We start from the raw sequence: 17,431 nt of genomic DNA, 5'->3' as shown, positions 1-17,431 counted from the left end.
GAGTGCGGAGGGTGATCCTGCCCAGCAATCTTACTCCAGAGTAAGACTATCTTACTTCAGAGTAAGAACAGTCGTCGAGGGTTGTCGAATCGGCAGGTCACGGCGGTGGTTCTCGGAAGGGGCGAAGGTTCGGGCAATTAGTGAAACAAATTCGCTTCAGATGAGCCTCGGGTGGGCTAGCGTGGCGGCACCGTCCGCCCCCCCGAATGGAGGTCTTGCCCATGAGAACACTGGTTGGCACTACCGGCGCGTTGGCCGTCGCACTGTTGCTGGCGAACGCGCCGCACGCTGCCGCCCAAGGGATTCCACTGCGGCCCGCGCAACCCATCGGCATCGGCACCGAGAGCTCTGCGCCCCAGGGCGGCATCGACCTGGGCTCCGGCGCCGCGGGATCCAGCGGCGACACCGGCTCCGGCGAGACCGGATCCGGCATCGGCACCGGCTCGGGCCAGACCGGATCCGGTGGCACCGGATCGGGCGGCAGCGGCTCCGGCATCGGGCTGCCGATTCCCTTCTGACCATGACTCCCGGCGCCGGGGACCGCAGCCCCGCGCCGGACGGCGCGCCTACATCCGGCGGGGGAGGGCCGAGTACTCCGGCAGGGGTATTTCAGCGCCAAACCGGTGCGCGCGGACCACGGGGGTGCGAGTATTCGTGATGAGGGGGCGGCACGAGTACCCGGCGTTCACCGGAGTTCGACAGGGTGGCGGAATGTACTGGGTGGCAGCGGTCTTCGCGGTGGTGATGCTCGCGGTATCGAATCGGTACGGCTATCACCGCGACGAGTTCTACTTCCTGGCCTCCGGGCGGCGACTGGACTGGGGCTACGCCGATCAGCCGCCGCTGGTGCCGCTGATCGCGCGCGGCGTCTCGGCCATCGACGCGGATTCGCTGGTCCTGCTGCGGATTCCCGCCATCGCGGCGGGCACGCTGGTGGTGATCTGCGCGGGGTTCATGGCACGCGAACTGGGCGGCGGGCGTCCGGCGCAGGCGCTGGCCGCGGCCGCCGTGGCCTCCGCCGCGGTCCTGATGGGCGGGGGGCATACGCTCGGCACCACCATCTTCGATCTCCTCGCCTGGTCGGTCATCGTGCTCATGGTGGTGAAACTGCTCCGGCCGGAAGCGGATCGGCGCTGGTGGCTGCTGATCGGCCTGGCCGCCGGGCTCGGGCTGCAGAACAAGGCGCTGCTCGCGGTGCCCATCCTGTTCCTCGCGCTGTCTCTGGCCGCGATCGGCCCGCGAGAAATATTCGCCACCAGGTACTTTCCGTTTGCGATCGGCCTCGCCGCGCTGATCTGGTCGCCCTACCTCTGGTGGCAGGCGCGCAACGACTGGCCGCAGTGGGAGCTCGGCCGCGCCATCGCCGGCGGCTCCTCGGGGACCTCCGACAGCTCGATCGAGTTCGTGCTGCTGCAATTCGGCCTGATGGGCCCACTCATGGTGCCGCTGTGGATCTTCGGATTGTGGTGCCTGTGGCGACGGCCCCGCTGTCGCGCCTTCGTCCTCGCCTACGCGGGACTTTTCGCCTTCTTCCTGCTCACCGGAGGCAAGGCCTACTACCTCGCCGGCATGTATCCGCTGCTGCTGGCGGCCGGCGCCGTAGGGCTCGAACCCCGGCTGGCCGACAGCCGAATCCGGCGCGGCGCAGTGGCTTCCGCCGTGATGGTGAACGCCGCCGCCTCGGCGCTGCTGTTCCTTCCGGTGCTACCTGTCAGCACGCTGCGCGACTCTCCGGTCCTGGCCGTCAATTACGACGCGGGCGAGACCGTCGGCTGGCCGGAGTTCGTCGCCCAGGTTGCCGCCGCCCGCGCCCGGGTCGCGCCCGACGCCGAGCTGCTCACCGCGAATTACGGTGAGGCCGGGGCGATCGAGCACTACGGCGGGCGCTATGGTCTCCCGACGCCGCACAGCGCCCACAACTCCTACTGGTGGTGGGGTCCGCCGCCGGAGGGTAAGCCGGTGCTGCTGGTCGGCGTCGGCCTGGAGCGCGCCTTCCGCGTCTGCGCGGACGCGGAACCGGTGGGCCGCATCGATAACGGGCTCGGCATCGAGAACGACGAACAGGACAGGCAGCTGTTCCTGTGCCGCACACCGCGTTCGCCATGGTCGGAAACCTGGTCTACGCTGCGACAACTCGGATGAGCTTGCAGCTCAATGAAATTGCGTATGTAATCCGTGAAAAGTGGTTGTGCACACGGCAATTCGCTGCGTAGTGGATCTTGAAAATGCGGGACTTGACTACTGTTATTTCGTTCCGATCACTCCGGCTGTCAAGCGTGCCTACGGTTCTGGGTGGAGACGAAAGGAGGAATGGTTATGTTGTCAGGACTCGTCTCAGTTGTAACAAGCCTGCTCAGTGGTCTCGTCGGGGTGCTCATCGGCACCCCCGGTGGCGGAGGCGGCGGCGGCTCTGCCGGCTAATCGCGAAACGGCTTGAAAACGAACACCCCCCGTCGTTACCGCGGGGGGTGTTCGCTGTTTGCGGTGTTGTGATGTCAGGCGGCGAGCGCGGCCAGCACCTGATCCTGCAGGTGCCCGTTGGTGGCCACCGCACTGCCGCCGTGCGGTCCCGGTTCGCCGTCGAGCGAGGTGAAGGTGCCCCCGGCCTCCCGGATCAGGATGTCCAGCGCCGCCATATCCCACAGCGACAGTTCGGGTTCGGTGACGATGTCCACCGCGCCCTCGGCCAGCAGCGTGTAGCCGAAGAAGTCGCCGTACCCGCGCACCCGCCACACCTCATCGGTCAGCGTGAGCAGCTTGTGCCGGCGCCCCAGCGCCCGCCATCCCGACAGGCTGGAGATGGCCAGGCTCGCCGCACCCAGCTCGGCGATCGCCGACACCGAAATGGCCCGCGGCGCACCCTTCTCGAAGCTGGTCCACGCACCCGCCCCCGACGCCGCCCACCAGCGCCGCGACAGCGCCGGTGCGCTCACCGCGCCCACCACCGGCACGCCGTCCTCCAACAGCGAGATGAGCGAGGCCCACACCGGCACGCCGCGCACGAAGTTCTTGGTCCCGTCGATCGGATCGATGACCCACTGCCGCCCGGCGAATTCGGCATCCCCGCCGAACTCCTCCCCGAGCACCAGATCTCCGGGCCGGTCCGAACCCAGAATGGTCCGGATCTCCCGCTCGACGGCCAGATCGGCATCCGACACCGGCGTCAGATCCGGCTTCGAGTCGATCTTCAGATCCAGTGCGAGAAACCGGTCCCGGGTAATGGCGTCGGCCGCATCGGCCAGCTTCAGCGCGAGTTCGAGATCAGCGTCATATGCGGTCACCCGCCAAACGTTAGCCCCTCCATCCCGCCCCCGCGCGCCGGCAGCGAACTTCCGGCACTCGCCCTGCTGGTCAAGCGATCACCGGGAAACCATGGCGGCATCGGCCGAGTGGACCCCGCCGCCAGTTCCCGGTCGGTGCTGTTTCACATTCACGCGGACACGGGGAGTTCGCGGGCGGCGGCGAGTGCGCTCGCCCACCAGTGCATCTGGTCGAGCATCTCGGTGGCGGCCTGTTCGAAGCCGGCGGGGTCGAGGAGGCTGCCGTCGGGAGCGAAGTGCAGGTAGAAGCGGGGGAAGGAGACGTATTCGCGGACGGTGTGGGCGTGCAGTTCGTTGAAGACCTGGCGCAGGTGCTCGATGGCGAGCAGGCCGCCGCTATTGCCGCTGTAGCCGACGAAGCCGATCGCTTTGTGCCGCCACTGGGTGTAGTGCCAGTCGATGGCGGTCTTCAGCGAGGCCGGGTAGGAGCGGTTGATATCGGGGGTGACGATGACCATGGCGTCGGCCGCGGCCAGCCGCTCGGCCAGTTCCTCGGTGCCGGCCGGGCGGATCGGGTTCGGCTCCATGAGCGGGGACACCGCGGGCAGGGCGTGCGGCAGCGGGTAGTCGGCCAGATCGATGAGGTCGATCTCGAACGCGCCGTGCTTGCGCGCCTGTTCGGCGTACCAGTTCGCGACCACCGGACCGAAGCGTCCTTCCCGGACGCTGCCGATGATCACCGCGAGGCGCAGAGGCGTGCTGGTCATTGGGGGTTCTCCTTCGAGTTCCGGGCGACCGGATCGGCCGCTGCCAACGACTCTGCTGTCCGTGGCAGTCGGTAGGGAGACCTCGCTGAGAGTGGTAGTGGCAGGGATAGTCTGAGCGCCCGAATCGGGCTGCGTTCACCTCGTGATCCTTGCTACGGTCGAAAGGTGAGCGATAACGAGCTGGGTCTGTTCTTGCGCGTCCGGCGCGAGGCGGTCTCGCCCGCGCAGGTGGGGCTGCCCGCCGGTCCGCGCCGGCGCACCCCCGGCCTGCGTCGCTCCGAGCTCGCGACGTTGGCCGGGGTGAGCGTCGAATACATCACCCGGCTGGAGCAGGGGCGCGACCGGCATCCCTCGTCCGCGGTGCTGACGGCGCTGGCCAACGCGCTGATCATGACTCCGAGCGAGCGAGTCCACCTGCATCGCCTGACGAAGGCGGCCACGCCAGGTTTCAGCTGCAATGGCAATTTGTCGCCGACGCGGGTGGTGCGCCCGGCCGTGCTGGCCATTCTGGAACAGCTCGAGCCCGCGCCCGCCGCGGTGATCAACCGGCTCAGTGAGGTCGTGGCCTGCACCGACGGCTATCGCGCGGTGATGGGCCCGACCGGTCTGTTCGACGAGGGCATGCCCGCCAACTACGCCCGCTACATCTTCACCGACCCGCGAGCGCGCGTGACCCACCCCGACTGGGAGCACGCCGCCGACAAGATGGTCGCCACCCTGAAATTCGGCCCCTTCCGCTCGGATCCGGTCGTCTCGGCCCTCATCGACGAGCTGTCCCTCACCGCGGGCGACGAGTTCACCGGCCGCCTGGAGCGCATCCCCGGCCTGCCCGAGACCAATGGCATCACCCGCATCCACCATCCCGAGGCCGGCCCGCTGCGCCTGGCCCAGGAAACCCTCGACCTCTCCGCCGACGACGACCAGCACCTGATCGTCAAGCTGCCCGCCGACGAGGCCACCGCCGCCGCCCTGGATCGCCTGATCGGCCGCAAGCCGGGCAGCCTGCGCGCTGTCGCTGGTTGACGAAGAGGCGGTCTGCTAGAACCGCCCGCCGCTCCGCCGCCTCTCCACGCCACACCGTCTTGATCGCAGCGTGGCGCGGCATCGCCGCGCGCGACTGATCGAGAGGTGAGAACTGATTTCGTAAGGAGCGGGTAACTGATGGGGTACGTCCAAAATCGCATTGCATCTCAACCGCTGGCGCGCGGGCACGAGAGCGACGGCACCCGGCCGGGCGCTGAAGTTTCGGGGAGGCGGAGGAGAACGGTAGCCTTGACTCTCGTGCATCCTGACGTATCCGCTGATCTGGCCGAACTCGACACGACTCTGAAGACCATCGAGTCCGTGCTGGATATCGATGAGCTGGCTCGTCGCATCGACGAACTGGAGCACCAGGCGGCGGATCCGGAGCTCTGGAACAACCAGGAACACGCGCAGCAGGTGACCAGTGAGCTGTCGCATGCGCAGAGCGAGCTGCGCCGGGTCCAGGAGCTGCGCCAGCGCCTGGAGGACCTGCCGGTGCTCTATGAATTGGCCGAGGCCGAGGAGGGCGAGGACCGCACCGCGGCGCTCGCCGACGCCGATGCCGAACGCGCCGCGCTACACGCGGACGTGGAAGCCATGGAAGTCCGCACCCTGCTGTCCGGCGAGTACGACAAGCGCGAGGCGCTGGTCAATATTCGCTCCGGCGCGGGTGGCGTGGACGCCGCCGACTGGGCGCAGATGCTCATGCGCATGTACGTGCGCTGGGCCGAGCGGCACAAGTATCCGGTCGAAATCTATGACACCTCTTACGCCGAGGAAGCGGGCATCAAATCCGCCACCTTCGCCGTGAAGTCGCCGTACGCCTACGGCACGCTCTCGGTGGAAATGGGTACGCACCGACTGGTCCGTATCAGCCCGTTCGACAACCAGGGCCGCCGCCAGACCTCCTTCGCCGAGGTCGAGGTGCTCCCGGTCGTCGAGACCACCGACCACATCGAGATCCCGGAGAACGAGGTCCGCGTCGACGTGTACCGCTCGTCGGGCCCCGGCGGCCAGTCGGTCAACACCACCGACTCCGCGGTGCGCCTCACGCACATCCCCACCGGCATCGTGGTCACCTGCCAGAACGAGAAATCCCAGCTGCAGAACAAGATCTCGGCCATGCGCGTGCTCCAGGCCAAGCTGCTGGAGCGCAAGCGGCAGGAGGAGCGCGCCCAGATGGACGCGCTCAAGACCAATGAGGGCGCGTCCTGGGGCAACCAGATGCGCTCGTACGTGCTGCACCCTTACCAGATGGTCAAGGACCTGCGGACCTCCTACGAAGTGAACAACCCGTCCGCCGTGCTCGATGGCGATATCGATGCTTTCATCGAATCCGGAATCCGTTGGCGCATGCGGGAACAGCAGACAGCACAGGGGTAATACATGAGCTCGATCTATGCCGCCGGCACCGGATCCGATCTCGGAAACTGGTTCCGGTCCAGCGGCCTCGAGATCGTCCTGCTGATCGTCGGCGCGATGCTGTTCAGTCGCGCCGTCACCTATGTGCGCGACCGGATCACGCGCAAGATCGATGCCGGCTTCCGCAGCAGCGATGCGCTGGTGCGGTCGGAGGCGGCCAAGCACCGGCACGCGCTGGCGCAGGTGGTCACGTGGGTGGTTTTGTCCCTTGTGTACTTCTTGGTGGCTTTGGAAGTCTTGAAGCGCTTGGGATTTCAGATCTCCGGTCTCGTCGCTCCGGCCGCGGTGCTCGGCGCCGCGCTCGGTTTCGGCGCCCAGCGCATCGTGCAGGATCTGCTCGCCGGATTCTTCCTGATCACCGAAAGGCAGTACGGCTACGGCGATGTCGTGCGCATCTCGGTCACTGGATCCGCGGCGGAGGCCGAGGGTACGGTTGAGGACGTGACGTTGCGCATCACGACTTTGCGTAGCGCTGATGGAGAAGTCATCACGGTTCCGAACGGTCAGATCGTGAAAGTTACCAACCTGTCGAAGGATTGGGCTCGCGCCGCCATCGACGTGCCCGTACCCGCGAGCGCCGACATCAACCGGGTCAACGAGATCCTGCACGACGTCGGCGCGAAGGCGTTCGCCGATCGCAAGCTGAAATCGCTGCTGCTGGACGAGCCCACCGTCATGGGTGTCGAAGATCTCACCGTCGACCAGATGAACATCAAGATGGTGGCCCGGACGCTTCCGGGCAAACAGTTCGAAGTCGGACGTGAGCTGCGCGTGCGGGTAGCCGCGGCGCTCCGCCGGGAGGGTTTGAGTGAAACTGAGTCTGCGTAAGTCCACAGCGAAACCGCGTAAGTCCACGGCGATCCTGATCACAGTCTGGCTCGCCACGTTCGTGCTCTACTCCTTCGTCAAGCCGGAGACACCGACCAACCCGGGCTATACGCCCGTTGCGAATACGGTGCTCAGCAACCTGGTGCCCGACGCCAAGGAGCCTGAACCCCGCTGATTCGCCGCCGCGCGGTGCGATGGAGCGCCGCGCGGTCGTGGCTACACTGGCTCCCCGTGATTACCCTGCGGAACGTCACCAAGTCCTACAAGACCTCGACGCGACCCGCCCTGGACAACATCTCCGTCGATATCGGCAAGGGCGAATTCGTCTTCGTCATCGGACCCTCCGGATCCGGGAAGTCGACGTTCATGCGGCTGCTGCTCAAGGACGAGAAGCCCAGCACCGGCGAGGTGTGGGTGGCCGATTTCCGGGTGGACAAACTACCCGGGCGCAAGGTGCCCAAGCTGCGCCAGCGCATCGGCTGCGTGTTCCAGGACTTCCGGCTGCTGCAGCAGAAGACGGTCGAACAGAATGTGGCGTTCGCGCTCGAAGTGATCGGCAAGCCACGGCGGTTCATCGACCGGGCGGTGCCCGAGGCCCTCGACATGGTGGGGCTGGCGGGCAAGGCCGACCGGCTGCCGGGCGAGCTGTCCGGTGGTGAACAGCAGCGTGTGGCGCTGGCGCGCGCGTTCGTGAACCGGCCGCTGGTGCTGCTCGCCGACGAGCCCACCGGCAATCTGGATCCCGATACCAGTCAGGACATCATGACGCTGCTGGAACGGATCAATCGCACGGGGACGACGGTGGTGATGGCCACCCACGACAACACCATTGTCGACGCCATGCGCCGGCGGGTGGTGGAGCTCGATCGCGGCCGGTTGGTTCGCGATGAGGAGATGGGCGTGTACGGGGTGGGCCGGTAATGCGATTCGGATTCCTCTTCGGCGAGGTCGCGCGCGGCCTCTACCGCAATGTCACCATGACCATCGCCATGGTCCTCACCACCGCGGTCTCGCTGACCATGCTCGGCGGCGGTCTGCTCGCGGTGCGGATGGCGGACAAGATTCAGGACTACTACGTCCAAAGGGTCGAGATCCGGCTGTATCTCGACGACAACGTGTCGCGGACCGACCTGGACTGCACGCAGGAGCCGTGCAAGTCGCTGCTGGTGGATCTGAAGAAGCACGACCATGTGGCGAGCGTGCAGTTCGTCAACAGCCAGGAGGCGGTGCAGGAGGTCAAGGAGACGACCTTCAAGGATCAGCCGGGTCTGGCCGACGAGGTCAGCAAGGACGGGCTGCCGGCGTCGTTCCGGGTGAAGCTCGACGATGTCACGCAGTACAAGTCCATTTACGACGACTTCTCCAAGCGGGAGGGCGTCATGACGGTGCTCAATGACATGGACATCGTGGACCGGCTGGTCAGTTTCTTTGTCGGATTGCGCAATGCGGCCTTCGGTCTCGCGGCCTTGCAGGCGCTGGCGGCCCTGCTGCTGATCGCGAATATGGTGCAGGTCGCGGCATTGGCGCGGAAGACCGAGGTCGGGATCATGCGGCTGGTGGGCGCGACGCGGTGGTACACGCAGCTGCCGTTCCTGTTGGAAGCGGTGCTGGCCGCACTGGTCGGTTCGGTGCTGGCGGTGGCGGGTCTGTTCGTCGCGCAGCCGCTGGTGATCAACCGTGCGCTCGGCAGTCTGTTCAATGATCAGATCCTGCCGCGGATCACGGGTGACGATATCGCGGCGGTGGCCTTGGTCATCACGCCGATCGGTGTCGGGTTCGCGGCGCTCGCCGCCTATGTCGCACTGCGGTATTACGTTCGCGAGTGAGATCGCGCACCCCGGTTGGACTCTCGCATTCCGCTCATAAGGGATGCGAGAGCGCGCGCCGGGGTGCGAAGTTCGCAGGGACGTTCGGAAGAGAGGACCGGTGTCGGGTGGTGTCCGTAGGATTGCCGTCGTGAGTGCACCGGAGGTGGAGACCGCCAGAGTCAGCGAGTCCGTCGGGGACGCCGGAAGTGTTGCGGCGCATGAGGTTCTGCGGAAGACCTTCGGGTACGACAGTTTCCGCGGGCCGCAGCGCGAGATCGTCGAGCAGGTGATCTCCGGCGGGGACGCCCTGGTGCTCATGCCCACCGGTGGCGGCAAATCGCTGTGCTATCAGATTCCGGCGCTGGTGCGGCCCGGCGTGGGCGTGGTCATCTCCCCGCTCATCGCGCTCATGCAGGATCAGGTCGATGCGCTGAACGCCGTCGGCGTGCGCGCGGGCTTCCTCAACTCCACCCAGTTCCCGGACGAACGGCGCACGGTCGAGGCGCAATTCGTGGCGGGGGAGCTGGACGTGCTCTACCTCGCGCCCGAACGGCTGCGGCTGGAGTCCACGGCGCAACTGCTCGACCGCGGCAAGATCTCGGTCTTCGCCATCGACGAGGCGCACTGTGTCTCGCAGTGGGGTCACGATTTCCGGCCCGACTATCTGGCGCTGTCGGTGCTGCACGAGCGCTGGCCGGACGTGCCGCGCATCGCGCTCACCGCCACCGCCACCGAGGCGACCCGCAAGGAGATCGCCGAGCGCCTGGATCTGACCAAGGCCCGGCACTTCGTGGCCAGCTTCGACCGGCCGAATATCCAGTACCGCATCGAGGCCAAGAACCGGCCCGAACATCAGCTGCTGGCGTTCATCCAGAATGAGCACGCCGGTGACGCGGGCATCGTCTACTGCCTGTCCCGCAATTCGGTGGAGAAGACCGCCGCCTTCCTCACCGCCAACGGCATCGAGGCGGTGCCGTACCACGCGGGTCTGGACAACCGCACCCGCGCGCGCAACCAGTCCCGCTTCCTGCGCGAGGACGGCCTGGTCGTCTGCGCCACCATCGCCTTCGGCATGGGCATCGACAAACCCGATGTCCGCTTCGTGGCCCACCTGGACCTCCCGAAATCCGTCGAGGGCTACTACCAGGAAACCGGCCGCGCCGGCCGCGACGGCCTGCCCTCCACCGCCTGGATGGTCTACGGCCTCAGCGATGTCGTGCAGCAGCGCAAGATGATCGACTCCTCCGACGGCGACGCCGCCCACCGCCGCCAGCTCCAGCTGCACCTCGACGCCATGCTCGCCCTCTGCGAGACCGTCCAGTGCCGCCGCACCCAGCTCCTGGCCTACTTCGGCCAATCCGGAAAACCGTGCGGCAACTGCGACACCTGCCTCAATGCCCCCGAGGCCTGGGACGGAACCGTCCCCGCCCAGAAACTCCTCTCCACCGTCCTGCGCCTGAAGCGCGAACGCGGCCAGAGCTTCGGCGCCGGCCACCTCGTCGACATCCTGCTCGGCAAACGCAACCCCAAGGTCGAACAGCACGCCCACCACGAACTCAAAACCTTCGGCGTCGGCACCGAACTCCGCGACATCGAATGGCGCGGCGTGGTCCGCCAACTCCTCGCCCAGGGCCTCCTCGCCGTCCACGGCGACTACGGCGTCCTCACCCTCACCGAATCCAGCAACGAGGTCCTCTTCGACGGCCGCCAGGTCATGCTCCGTCGCGAGCCCGAACGCGCGAAGGCCGCCCGAACCCCCAAGCCCGCCAAGGCCTCCCGCCTCGCCGCCGACATGTCCCCGGGTGATTCGGACCTCTTCGAAAAACTCCGAGCCTGGCGAGCCGCCACCGCCAAGGAACAGGGCGTCCCCGCCTACGTCGTCTTCCACGACGCCACCCTCCGCGAAATCGCCTCCCGCAAACCGGCAACCATCGCCGACCTCGGCACCATCTCCGGCATCGGCGAAGCCAAACGCGCCAAATACGGCGAAGGCGTCCTCGAAGTCGTCGCCGCCGGTGCCGGTCCCGCCGCATCGCCCCCGGCCGCACCCGGCGAATCGGCCGGGCCCGCCCCGGCGGCATCGGCTGCGCAGCCCAGTGGTACGGCTGGTGACCAGCTCTTCGACGTCTCTGGTAAGGCGCTGAAGTCACCGGATGCGAACGTCACTCGCGGTGGCGGTGTCGCCCGCGAGCGCGGCCGTGCAGGCGGATCCACGGTGCGGACGGCCACACCTCCGCGCAACTCCAGGTTCGAACCCGCGCCACCGGCGGCTCACCTCGATGAGGTTCCGTGGCCGGACGAAGCGCCGCCGGACTTCGACGAACTGCCCCCAGATCCCAGGGCGTGGGGCTGACGGTGTCCAGGAGGGATGCGTAGCTCAGCCACCAGCGGCGAGTCGAGTGCGAACCGCCGCTGCACCAGTGTGTCGCGCTACCCTGGCTACGTATTTCCCGTCGATCGGCGCCGAAGCCGCCGTACCGTGAGGACATGACCGCCGTGCATGAGTCACTCATGACGACCGAGCAGTTCGAGGAACTCGCCCGGGCGGCAGATCGTATTGCGGAGGGTGTGCGGCTCGAATTCATCGACGGGAAGCTGGGGGCGAAGGCGATGCCGGATGGCGACCACGGTCGAATTCTCCAGTGGTTGATTCGCATCTTTGTAGCGCTCCGTCCTGAACTGTTCCTGACTCCGGAGCAGGGGCTGAAAGTAGCCCAGTACCGGAAAGGCCGCGCACGGCCCGATGCGGTGTTGGCCGACGCCGATGCCTTTGTTGGTCAAGGTGAGTGGGCCGATCCAGCGCCGGTCCTCATGATTGTCGAGGTGACATCCGACGATGAGGACACCGACCGTCGCGATCGGAAGGAGAAGCCGAGAGCCTATGCCGAGACCGGTATCCCGGTCTACTTGCTGATCGATCGGGATACCTGCGTGCTGAAGGTGCACAGCAAGCCGAACGGCGGTCGTTACGAGCTGATCGCAACTGTTCCCTTCGGTGCATCCGCAGAACTGCCTGATCCGGTCGGTGTCGTTCTGGATACCGAACCGCTGAAGGATTGGGTGCACTGAGGCTTCGCTCAGGAGTTCGGTGATCACAGCGGCCTGGTCAGCGGATTTGGTTGCTGGGCGTCGGCAGGATAAGCTTTCGGAGCTGCCGCGGTCCACGGATCGCAGCGAGCGACCTGGTCCCGTCGTCTAGCGGCCTAGGACGCCGCCCTCTCAAGGCGGTAGCGCGGGTTCAAATCCCGTCGGGACTACTGTGAAGGCCCTTCAGCCACAGGCTGGAGGGCCTTTCTCATTGCGAGGCGCGGAAAATCGTTGGCGTGCGGGCAGATGCGGTCGTTACCGTTGATCTCGGCCGTACCAAGGGGCGCCCCGGAATCTCCGGATCGCGTACCCCGTGTCGGGGCGGCTCTTTCAACTGGTGACGCGGAGCAATCCGCCGAGGTTCGAATCCTTGTAGCGATACGCCCTGCCCGGTCGCCTGCGACGGCGTGGCTCTGCGGGCTCTCCGTCCTCGGACGGGGGAGGCCCCCGCCGCGCCGTCGTGGCCGGGCGGGGCGTATCCGTTCGGGCCGGATGCCAAGCGGGGGAAGGAGATCGGGAATGTTCACGAAGACTTTGTTCACGAAGACCTATACGACGGTCATGGATTGGCAGCGTACCCTGCTGTACCGCGACGGCGCCCTGGAAACGGTGCTGGAGCCGGGCCGGCACCGCTACGACGCGGAGCGCTGCACGCTGGTCTGCGTCGATATCCGGCCGCGGCTGCTGCAGGTCGGCGGGCAGGAACTGCTGACCAAGGACGGGCTGTCGCTGCGGGTGAGCTTCGCCGTGGACTGGGTCGTCACCGATCCGGTCGCCTTCACCACCGGTGCGCAGTACGCCGAGCACGTGCTCTACGGCGCCGTCCAGGAGGCGGGCCGGGACATGATCGCCGCGCACACCCTCGACGAGCTGGTCGCCGATCGCGCACTGCTGGCCGGCGGGGCGGAGCAGGTCGCCGCGGCGGTCGAGAACCTCGGCATCCGGGTGAACGGTATGCGAGCCAAGGACCTCATGCTGCCGGGCGAGCTGCGCAAGGCCGCCCTGGAGACGGTCCTCGCCCGCGAGCGCGGCCGCGCCGAGCTCGAGCGGGCCCGCGCCGAGGCCGCCGCCCTGCGGTCGCTGGCCAATACCGCCAAGCTGCTCGACGACAACCCGGTCCTGCTGCGCCTGCGCACCCTGCAGGTCGCCGCCGCGCCGGGCACCCAGGTGGTCCTGGACCCGCGCGAGGGCGCATGACCGGGCCCGTGGTCGCCCGGAGGTAGCGACCTCCGGGCGACTCCCGGAATATTCGGTTGGCACGGGCCATTAATGTTGGACGTTATGAAGGCGGTGTCTGTATGAAAGAGAAGGGTCGCAAGGTCATCGCGACCAACCGCAAGGCGCGGCACCACTACGCGATCATCGACACCTACGAGGCCGGGATCGCGCTGGTCGGCACCGAGGTGAAGAGCCTGCGCGAGGGTAAAGCCTCGCTGGTGGATGCCTACGCCAGCATCGACGACGGCGAGGTGTGGCTGCGCAACCTGCACGTGCCCGAGTTCTCGCACGGCTCGTGGACCAACCACGCGCCGCGCCGAACCCGGAAACTGCTGCTGCACCGCCGCGAGATCGACAAGCTGCTGGGCAAGACCAAGGAGTCGAGCCTGACCCTGGTGCCGCTGTCGATGTACTTCTCCGACGGCAAGGTCAAGGTCGAGCTGGCTCTCGCCCGAGGCAAGCAGGACTACGACAAGCGGCAGGATCAGCTGCGTCGCACCGTCGAGCGCGAGGTCACCCGCGAGGTGGGCCGCCGCATCAAGGGCATGAGCGGCTGACCGTTTGCCCTGGTAGCGGATCCGCCGCTCGACGCGCGAATATTGGGATGATCCGACGTTTGCGCGGTGTTACCATTGGTGTCCCGGTGAAAGCCGGGATCGTTCTGAATCAGTGAACGAAGACGGGGCTGAACGGTTTCGACTGCGTACGTTGATTCAGGGGAAGCGTGTCGGTGCAGGCAGGAGACCACCGTATAAGCGTCGCTGTAACCCTATAAGCGCCGATTCTCATCAGCGCGACTACGCTCTCGCTGCCTAAGCAACGAAGCGTGTCTGTCAGCCCGGGTTCGCCCTCGACCCGGTCCCTGGCATCAGCTAGAGGGCTCTACCGTCCGACGCGGCCGCGGCGTCGGACGGGACATCCAACAGCGGCTGGGATCGTCATCTCGGCTTGTTCGCGTGACCGAGAGATCCGAGCAGAGGCACAGCGAACTGCACACGGAGAAGCCCTGAAGATGCGGCGGAGGACCCGGGTTCGATTCCCGGCAGCTCCACCAAGGCCCCCGACCTGGTACCAGCAGGTCGGGGGCTTTTTCATACATGGTCCTGCATTCGTGCGCCCCATGCGCGGTAAATTGTCGGGATTGCGGTGTTTATCCAAATCGGTGTGTGGTCGTCGATTATTTTGCTCGAGGAGAATAAAAGAATCGGTGTTGAACTAGGGGTTAATGTAATTCCAACAAGATGGAATGGGGATCTCATGCGTCAGTGCTATAGCTGCTGGTGAAGCCTCTGGTTTGGTGGATTCTATGGTTTTGCTAATTCTGATCGTATTGCGCGCATTCGAGGCTATCGGCTGGTCGGCGAAAATTGTCGGTGCTAGCTTTTCTGCACCCCCAACAATTCCCGAGCAGTACAGGTGGTTTGAAATGGCTAGCTTTATCGGAGACGCGGGTTCCTCGGTCCTCAACAGTGGGTCCGGGGTGGTCGGAAGCGGGTTGGATCTGGCGACGGCGATCGTCGGGCTGATCAACTCGATTTTCGGGGCCTTCGCGTGATGCGGTAGGAGGACGCGAGCGGCCCGGTCCGGCAGGACCGGGCCGTTTCGTGTTGTCAGGCCGCGCCGTCGGGTTCGCCGTAGGCGGCGGCTATGTCCTTGGAGCTGCTCCAGCGGCTGTAGGTGGGGGATTGGGGCCAGCCTTCGGGGGAGTCCTGCCATTCCTCTTGGCGGCCGTAGGGGAGGAGGTCGATGAGGGGGAAGGAGTGGCTGAGTTGTTCGGTGCCGCGGCCGGTGGTGTGCCAGGTGCGGTAGACGGTGTCACCGTCGCGGAGGAAGACGTTGATCGCGAAACCGCCGCCGGGCGGGGCGCCGACGTCGGTGCCGAAGGGGCTGTTGGCGGTGGAGTACCAGGTCATTTTGTTGCCTACACGGCGTTTGTAGGCGAGGGCTTCGTCGATGGGGCCCTGGGTGACGATGACGAAGCGGGCGTCGTAGTTGTCGAGGAATTCCAGGCGGGTGAATTGTGAGGTGAACCCGGTGCAGCCGCCGCATTGCCATTCCTCGCCGGGGAACCACATGTGGTTGTAGACGATCAGTTGTGATGCGCCGGCGAAGATGTCGGCCAGCCGTACCGGGCCCTTTTCGCCCTCGAGGGTGTAGTCGGGCATTTCGACCATGGGCAGGCGGCGGCGCTGGGCGGCGATGGCGTCGAGCTCACGGGTGGCGGCCTTCTCGCGGATGCGCAGGGCGTCGAGTTCGCGCTGCCAGGTGTCGGCGTCGACGACGGGCGGAAGTGCAGTGGTGCTCATGGGTCCTCCCAAACCTTGTTCGCAGAATGCGTGCTGTAGGTGTGGACCGCGCGCAGGCGCCGAATTCATCGGTTTCAGGTGCGGCGGGCGGGAGCTTGGTGGCGGAGCACGCGGCGGCGCTGGAGGGTGTCGCGGAGGGTGGTGTGGGTGACGCCGATTCGGTCGGCTATGTGGGCCAGGGGTTGGCCTTGGCGGTAGAGGGCGACGGCCTGCGCGATTTCGGTGTCGTCGAGGTGACGGCGACTGTGAGCCGGGCTGGTACTGACGACGGTGGCCGGACCGGGGCGCGATGAGCGGAGTTCCGCGCGCAGCGCCGCCAGCTCGGCGAGGATCGCGGCCAGGACGGCATCGTCGTCCCGCGCGGGCCGATCGGTGTGTTCGCGGCTCTCGCCGACGCGGACATCCTCTGCGGCGCTGACCATTACGGCGAGAAACAGATTGAGCACCACGAACGTCGACACGAGGATGTAGACGAGGAAGAAGATCCACGCGAGCGGCTCCTCCGCCATGACCGTGCGCGCGATATCCGGCCAGGCTTCGCCGGTCATGACCTGGAACAGCGTCCACATCGAGGCGCCGAGGCTGCCGAAGTATTCGGGAGTCACGGTCCCGAACAGTTTGGTCGCCAGCACGGCTGCCACGTACAGCACCAAGGCGAGCAGCCCGAGAATCGATCCCATGCCCGGAAACGCCGCGAGCAGGCTCGCCACCACCTTCCGCATGCTCGGGGTCGCCGACACCAGCCGCAGCACCCGAAGGATGCGGAAGGCCCGCAGTACGGACAGCCCGCCGGTCGCAGGCAGCAATGCCACGGCTACCACCAGAAAATCGAAGCAGTTCCAGGGATCTCGAAAATATCCGAGGCCATAGCCGTACAGCTTGAGCAGCATCTCGACGACGAAGACGCCAAGAGCCGCTGTATCGACCAGCCGGACCACCCCGCCCGCGACCACCATCACCGAGTCGGAGGTCTCGGCCCCCAGCGCAACCGCATTGACCAAGATCACCGCAATGACGAACCGCTGAAACCGAGGTGATTCGACCAGATTTCGTACCCCTTCGCGCTGCAAAACGGACAGCCTCCTGTCGTCACTGTGCGATCGCCGGCACTGGCGCATCTATGACTACCATCGGCGGATGCCCAACCAGGAGATCATCGCCGAGTTCCGCGCCAATGCCGGCAAACTCAGCGGCCCCCTCGCGAACCTCGACGTCCTGCTCCTCACCACCACCCCCGCCGCCGACGCCCGACGCACCGTGCCCCTCGGCTACGCCCGCGACGCCGACCGCCTGATCGTCTTCGCCGCCGACGACGGCCGCGAAAGCGGCCCCAACTGGTACCACGACCTCCTCGCCAACCCCCACGCCGAAGTCGAAGTCGGCACCCAAACCCTCCCGGTAACCGCCTCGCCGGCCACCCCGGAAGAGCGAACCAGACTCTGGGACAACCAAATCGAACACTGGGACTTCCTGACCGACCTCCAAGCCAAGGTCTCCTGGCCGATCCCGATCGTCATCCTCACCCCACGCACCTCCTGAAACACCCGACCACATCTGAGCGACACGTGCTGCCAAGGGCAGTGGAACAACCCGTTGTGGCAGCGGACGAGCCGGATTGGACAGTGCCCGGGCTGGCTATTCTGGTCTTATACCTGAACTGAATCGCCCGCTCAGTCACCTCTCGGTGGAGGGCCTCCGTCGGCTCGAGCTGA

General features: G+C 66.4%; 17 protein-coding genes, 1 tRNA gene, 1 other RNA gene and 1 pseudogene. 16 read left to right on the top strand and 4 right to left on the bottom strand.

What is annotated here, in order from left to right; translation table 11 throughout:
* Positions 1-221 precede the first annotated feature (221 nt).
* Positions 222-518 carry a hypothetical protein gene (locus ACYQ5L_RS30460; protein WP_459961665.1) on the top strand — a complete coding sequence of 99 codons (297 nt, stop codon included), beginning with the start codon at positions 222-224 and terminating at the stop codon, positions 516-518.
* A 193-nt stretch (positions 519-711) separates the two neighbouring features.
* Positions 712-2,142, top strand: a complete 1,431-nt coding sequence (locus tag ACYQ5L_RS30455) for a glycosyltransferase family 39 protein (protein WP_459961664.1) — start codon at positions 712-714, stop codon at positions 2,140-2,142.
* A 353-nt stretch (positions 2,143-2,495) separates the two neighbouring features.
* Here the strand turns inward: ACYQ5L_RS30455 and hisN are convergent, their stop codons facing one another.
* Positions 2,496-3,281 carry a histidinol-phosphatase gene (hisN, locus tag ACYQ5L_RS30450; protein WP_459961663.1) on the bottom strand — a complete coding sequence of 262 codons (786 nt, stop codon included), beginning with the start codon at positions 3,279-3,281 and terminating at the stop codon, positions 2,496-2,498.
* A 149-nt stretch (positions 3,282-3,430) separates the two neighbouring features.
* Positions 3,431-4,027, bottom strand: coding sequence for an NADPH-dependent FMN reductase (locus tag ACYQ5L_RS30445; protein ID WP_459961662.1), 597 nt, complete (start codon positions 4,025-4,027; stop codon positions 3,431-3,433).
* A gap of 165 nt (positions 4,028-4,192) precedes the next feature.
* Here ACYQ5L_RS30445 and ACYQ5L_RS30440 point away from each other — a divergent pair, with 165 nt between their 5' ends.
* The 13 genes and pseudogenes from ACYQ5L_RS30440 to ACYQ5L_RS30380 all read left to right on the top strand — a co-directional run bounded on the left by ACYQ5L_RS30440 (position 4,193) and on the right by ACYQ5L_RS30380 (position 14,968).
* Complete coding sequence (locus tag ACYQ5L_RS30440; protein ID WP_459961661.1) at positions 4,193-5,050, top strand: helix-turn-helix transcriptional regulator; 858 nt, start codon at positions 4,193-4,195, stop codon at positions 5,048-5,050.
* A 258-nt stretch (positions 5,051-5,308) separates the two neighbouring features.
* Positions 5,309-6,433, top strand: coding sequence for a peptide chain release factor 2 (gene prfB / locus ACYQ5L_RS30435; protein ID WP_379199508.1), 1,125 nt, complete (start codon positions 5,309-5,311; stop codon positions 6,431-6,433).
* Between the two features lie 3 nt (positions 6,434-6,436).
* The gene (locus tag ACYQ5L_RS30430) at positions 6,437-7,300 is read left to right on the top strand and encodes a mechanosensitive ion channel family protein (RefSeq protein WP_459961660.1); all 864 of its coding nucleotides are present in this window, start codon (positions 6,437-6,439) and stop codon (positions 7,298-7,300) included.
* On the top strand, positions 7,281-7,475 hold the full coding sequence (locus ACYQ5L_RS30425; protein WP_459961659.1) for an Rv3103c transmembrane domain-containing protein: 195 nt from the start codon (positions 7,281-7,283) through the stop codon (positions 7,473-7,475). The genes ACYQ5L_RS30430 and ACYQ5L_RS30425 overlap by 20 nt, the downstream gene beginning before the upstream one ends.
* Positions 7,476-7,531: 56 nt before the next feature.
* On the top strand, positions 7,532-8,221 hold the full coding sequence (gene ftsE / locus ACYQ5L_RS30420; RefSeq protein ID WP_379199502.1) for a cell division ATP-binding protein FtsE: 690 nt from the start codon (positions 7,532-7,534) through the stop codon (positions 8,219-8,221).
* Positions 8,221-9,126: a permease-like cell division protein FtsX gene (gene ftsX, locus ACYQ5L_RS30415; protein ID WP_459961658.1), complete on the top strand. Its 906-nt coding sequence runs from the start codon at positions 8,221-8,223 to the stop codon at positions 9,124-9,126. The genes ftsE and ftsX overlap by 1 nt, the downstream gene beginning before the upstream one ends.
* A 145-nt stretch (positions 9,127-9,271) precedes the next feature.
* A pseudogene (gene recQ, locus ACYQ5L_RS30410) lies at positions 9,272-11,122 on the top strand (DNA helicase RecQ); the annotation flags it as partial.
* Between the two features lie 473 nt (positions 11,123-11,595).
* Positions 11,596-12,177: a Uma2 family endonuclease gene (locus ACYQ5L_RS30405; RefSeq protein WP_459961657.1), complete on the top strand. Its 582-nt coding sequence runs from the start codon at positions 11,596-11,598 to the stop codon at positions 12,175-12,177.
* A 115-nt stretch (positions 12,178-12,292) separates the two neighbouring features.
* Positions 12,293-12,365: transfer RNA gene (locus ACYQ5L_RS30400), tRNA-Glu, on the top strand.
* Positions 12,366-12,714: 349 nt separating this feature from the next.
* Positions 12,715-13,392, top strand: a complete 678-nt coding sequence (locus ACYQ5L_RS30395) for a slipin family protein (RefSeq protein ID WP_459961656.1) — start codon at positions 12,715-12,717, stop codon at positions 13,390-13,392.
* Positions 13,393-13,493: 101 nt separating this feature from the next.
* Positions 13,494-13,970: an SsrA-binding protein SmpB gene (gene smpB / locus ACYQ5L_RS30390; RefSeq protein ID WP_379199494.1), complete on the top strand. Its 477-nt coding sequence runs from the start codon at positions 13,494-13,496 to the stop codon at positions 13,968-13,970.
* A gap of 124 nt (positions 13,971-14,094) precedes the next feature.
* Positions 14,095-14,467, top strand: a transfer-messenger RNA (tmRNA) gene (ssrA, locus tag ACYQ5L_RS30385).
* Between the two features lie 252 nt (positions 14,468-14,719).
* Positions 14,720-14,968 (top strand): hypothetical protein, encoded by a 249-nt coding sequence (locus ACYQ5L_RS30380; RefSeq protein ID WP_459961655.1) that lies wholly within the window; start codon positions 14,720-14,722, stop codon positions 14,966-14,968.
* Between the two features lie 55 nt (positions 14,969-15,023).
* Here the strand turns inward: ACYQ5L_RS30380 and ACYQ5L_RS30375 are convergent, their stop codons facing one another.
* Together ACYQ5L_RS30375 and ACYQ5L_RS30370 are read right to left on the bottom strand one after the other, a co-directional pair.
* Positions 15,024-15,719: a DUF899 domain-containing protein gene (locus ACYQ5L_RS30375; protein ID WP_459961654.1), complete on the bottom strand. Its 696-nt coding sequence runs from the start codon at positions 15,717-15,719 to the stop codon at positions 15,024-15,026.
* A gap of 74 nt (positions 15,720-15,793) precedes the next feature.
* A complete protein-coding gene (locus tag ACYQ5L_RS30370; RefSeq protein WP_459961653.1) occupies positions 15,794-16,837 on the bottom strand; it encodes an ion transporter in 1,044 nt (347 codons plus the stop codon).
* Between the two features lie 19 nt (positions 16,838-16,856).
* On the opposite strand from ACYQ5L_RS30370, the gene ACYQ5L_RS30365 reads away from it, so the two are divergent.
* Positions 16,857-17,258, top strand: a complete 402-nt coding sequence (locus tag ACYQ5L_RS30365) for a nitroreductase/quinone reductase family protein (RefSeq protein WP_459961652.1) — start codon at positions 16,857-16,859, stop codon at positions 17,256-17,258.
* Positions 17,259-17,431 lie beyond the last annotated feature (173 nt).

Source organism: Nocardia sp. IFM 10818, from assembly GCF_054655275.1.
Note: the sequence above shows the minus strand (reverse complement) of the source record. Positions and strands in the feature narration are given on the sequence as shown.

Coding starts and splice junctions, on each gene's coding strand:
- ACYQ5L_RS30460 (WP_459961665.1), top strand. CDS start 222: ATGAGAACACTGGTTGGCACTACCGGCGCGTTGGCCGTCGCACTGTTG.
- ACYQ5L_RS30455 (WP_459961664.1), top strand. CDS start 712: ATGTACTGGGTGGCAGCGGTCTTCGCGGTGGTGATGCTCGCGGTATCG.
- ACYQ5L_RS30445 (WP_459961662.1), bottom strand. CDS start 4,027: ATGACCAGCACGCCTCTGCGCCTCGCGGTGATCATCGGCAGCGTCCGG.
- ACYQ5L_RS30430 (WP_459961660.1), top strand. CDS start 6,437: ATGAGCTCGATCTATGCCGCCGGCACCGGATCCGATCTCGGAAACTGG.
- ftsX (WP_459961658.1), top strand. CDS start 8,221: ATGCGATTCGGATTCCTCTTCGGCGAGGTCGCGCGCGGCCTCTACCGC.
- ACYQ5L_RS30405 (WP_459961657.1), top strand. CDS start 11,596: ATGACCGCCGTGCATGAGTCACTCATGACGACCGAGCAGTTCGAGGAA.
- ACYQ5L_RS30395 (WP_459961656.1), top strand. CDS start 12,715: ATGTTCACGAAGACTTTGTTCACGAAGACCTATACGACGGTCATGGAT.
- smpB (WP_379199494.1), top strand. CDS start 13,494: ATGAAAGAGAAGGGTCGCAAGGTCATCGCGACCAACCGCAAGGCGCGG.
- ACYQ5L_RS30380 (WP_459961655.1), top strand. CDS start 14,720: ATGGTTTTGCTAATTCTGATCGTATTGCGCGCATTCGAGGCTATCGGC.
- ACYQ5L_RS30375 (WP_459961654.1), bottom strand. CDS start 15,719: ATGAGCACCACTGCACTTCCGCCCGTCGTCGACGCCGACACCTGGCAG.
- ACYQ5L_RS30370 (WP_459961653.1), bottom strand. CDS start 16,837: ATGCGCCAGTGCCGGCGATCGCACAGTGACGACAGGAGGCTGTCCGTT.
- ACYQ5L_RS30365 (WP_459961652.1), top strand. CDS start 16,857: ATGCCCAACCAGGAGATCATCGCCGAGTTCCGCGCCAATGCCGGCAAA.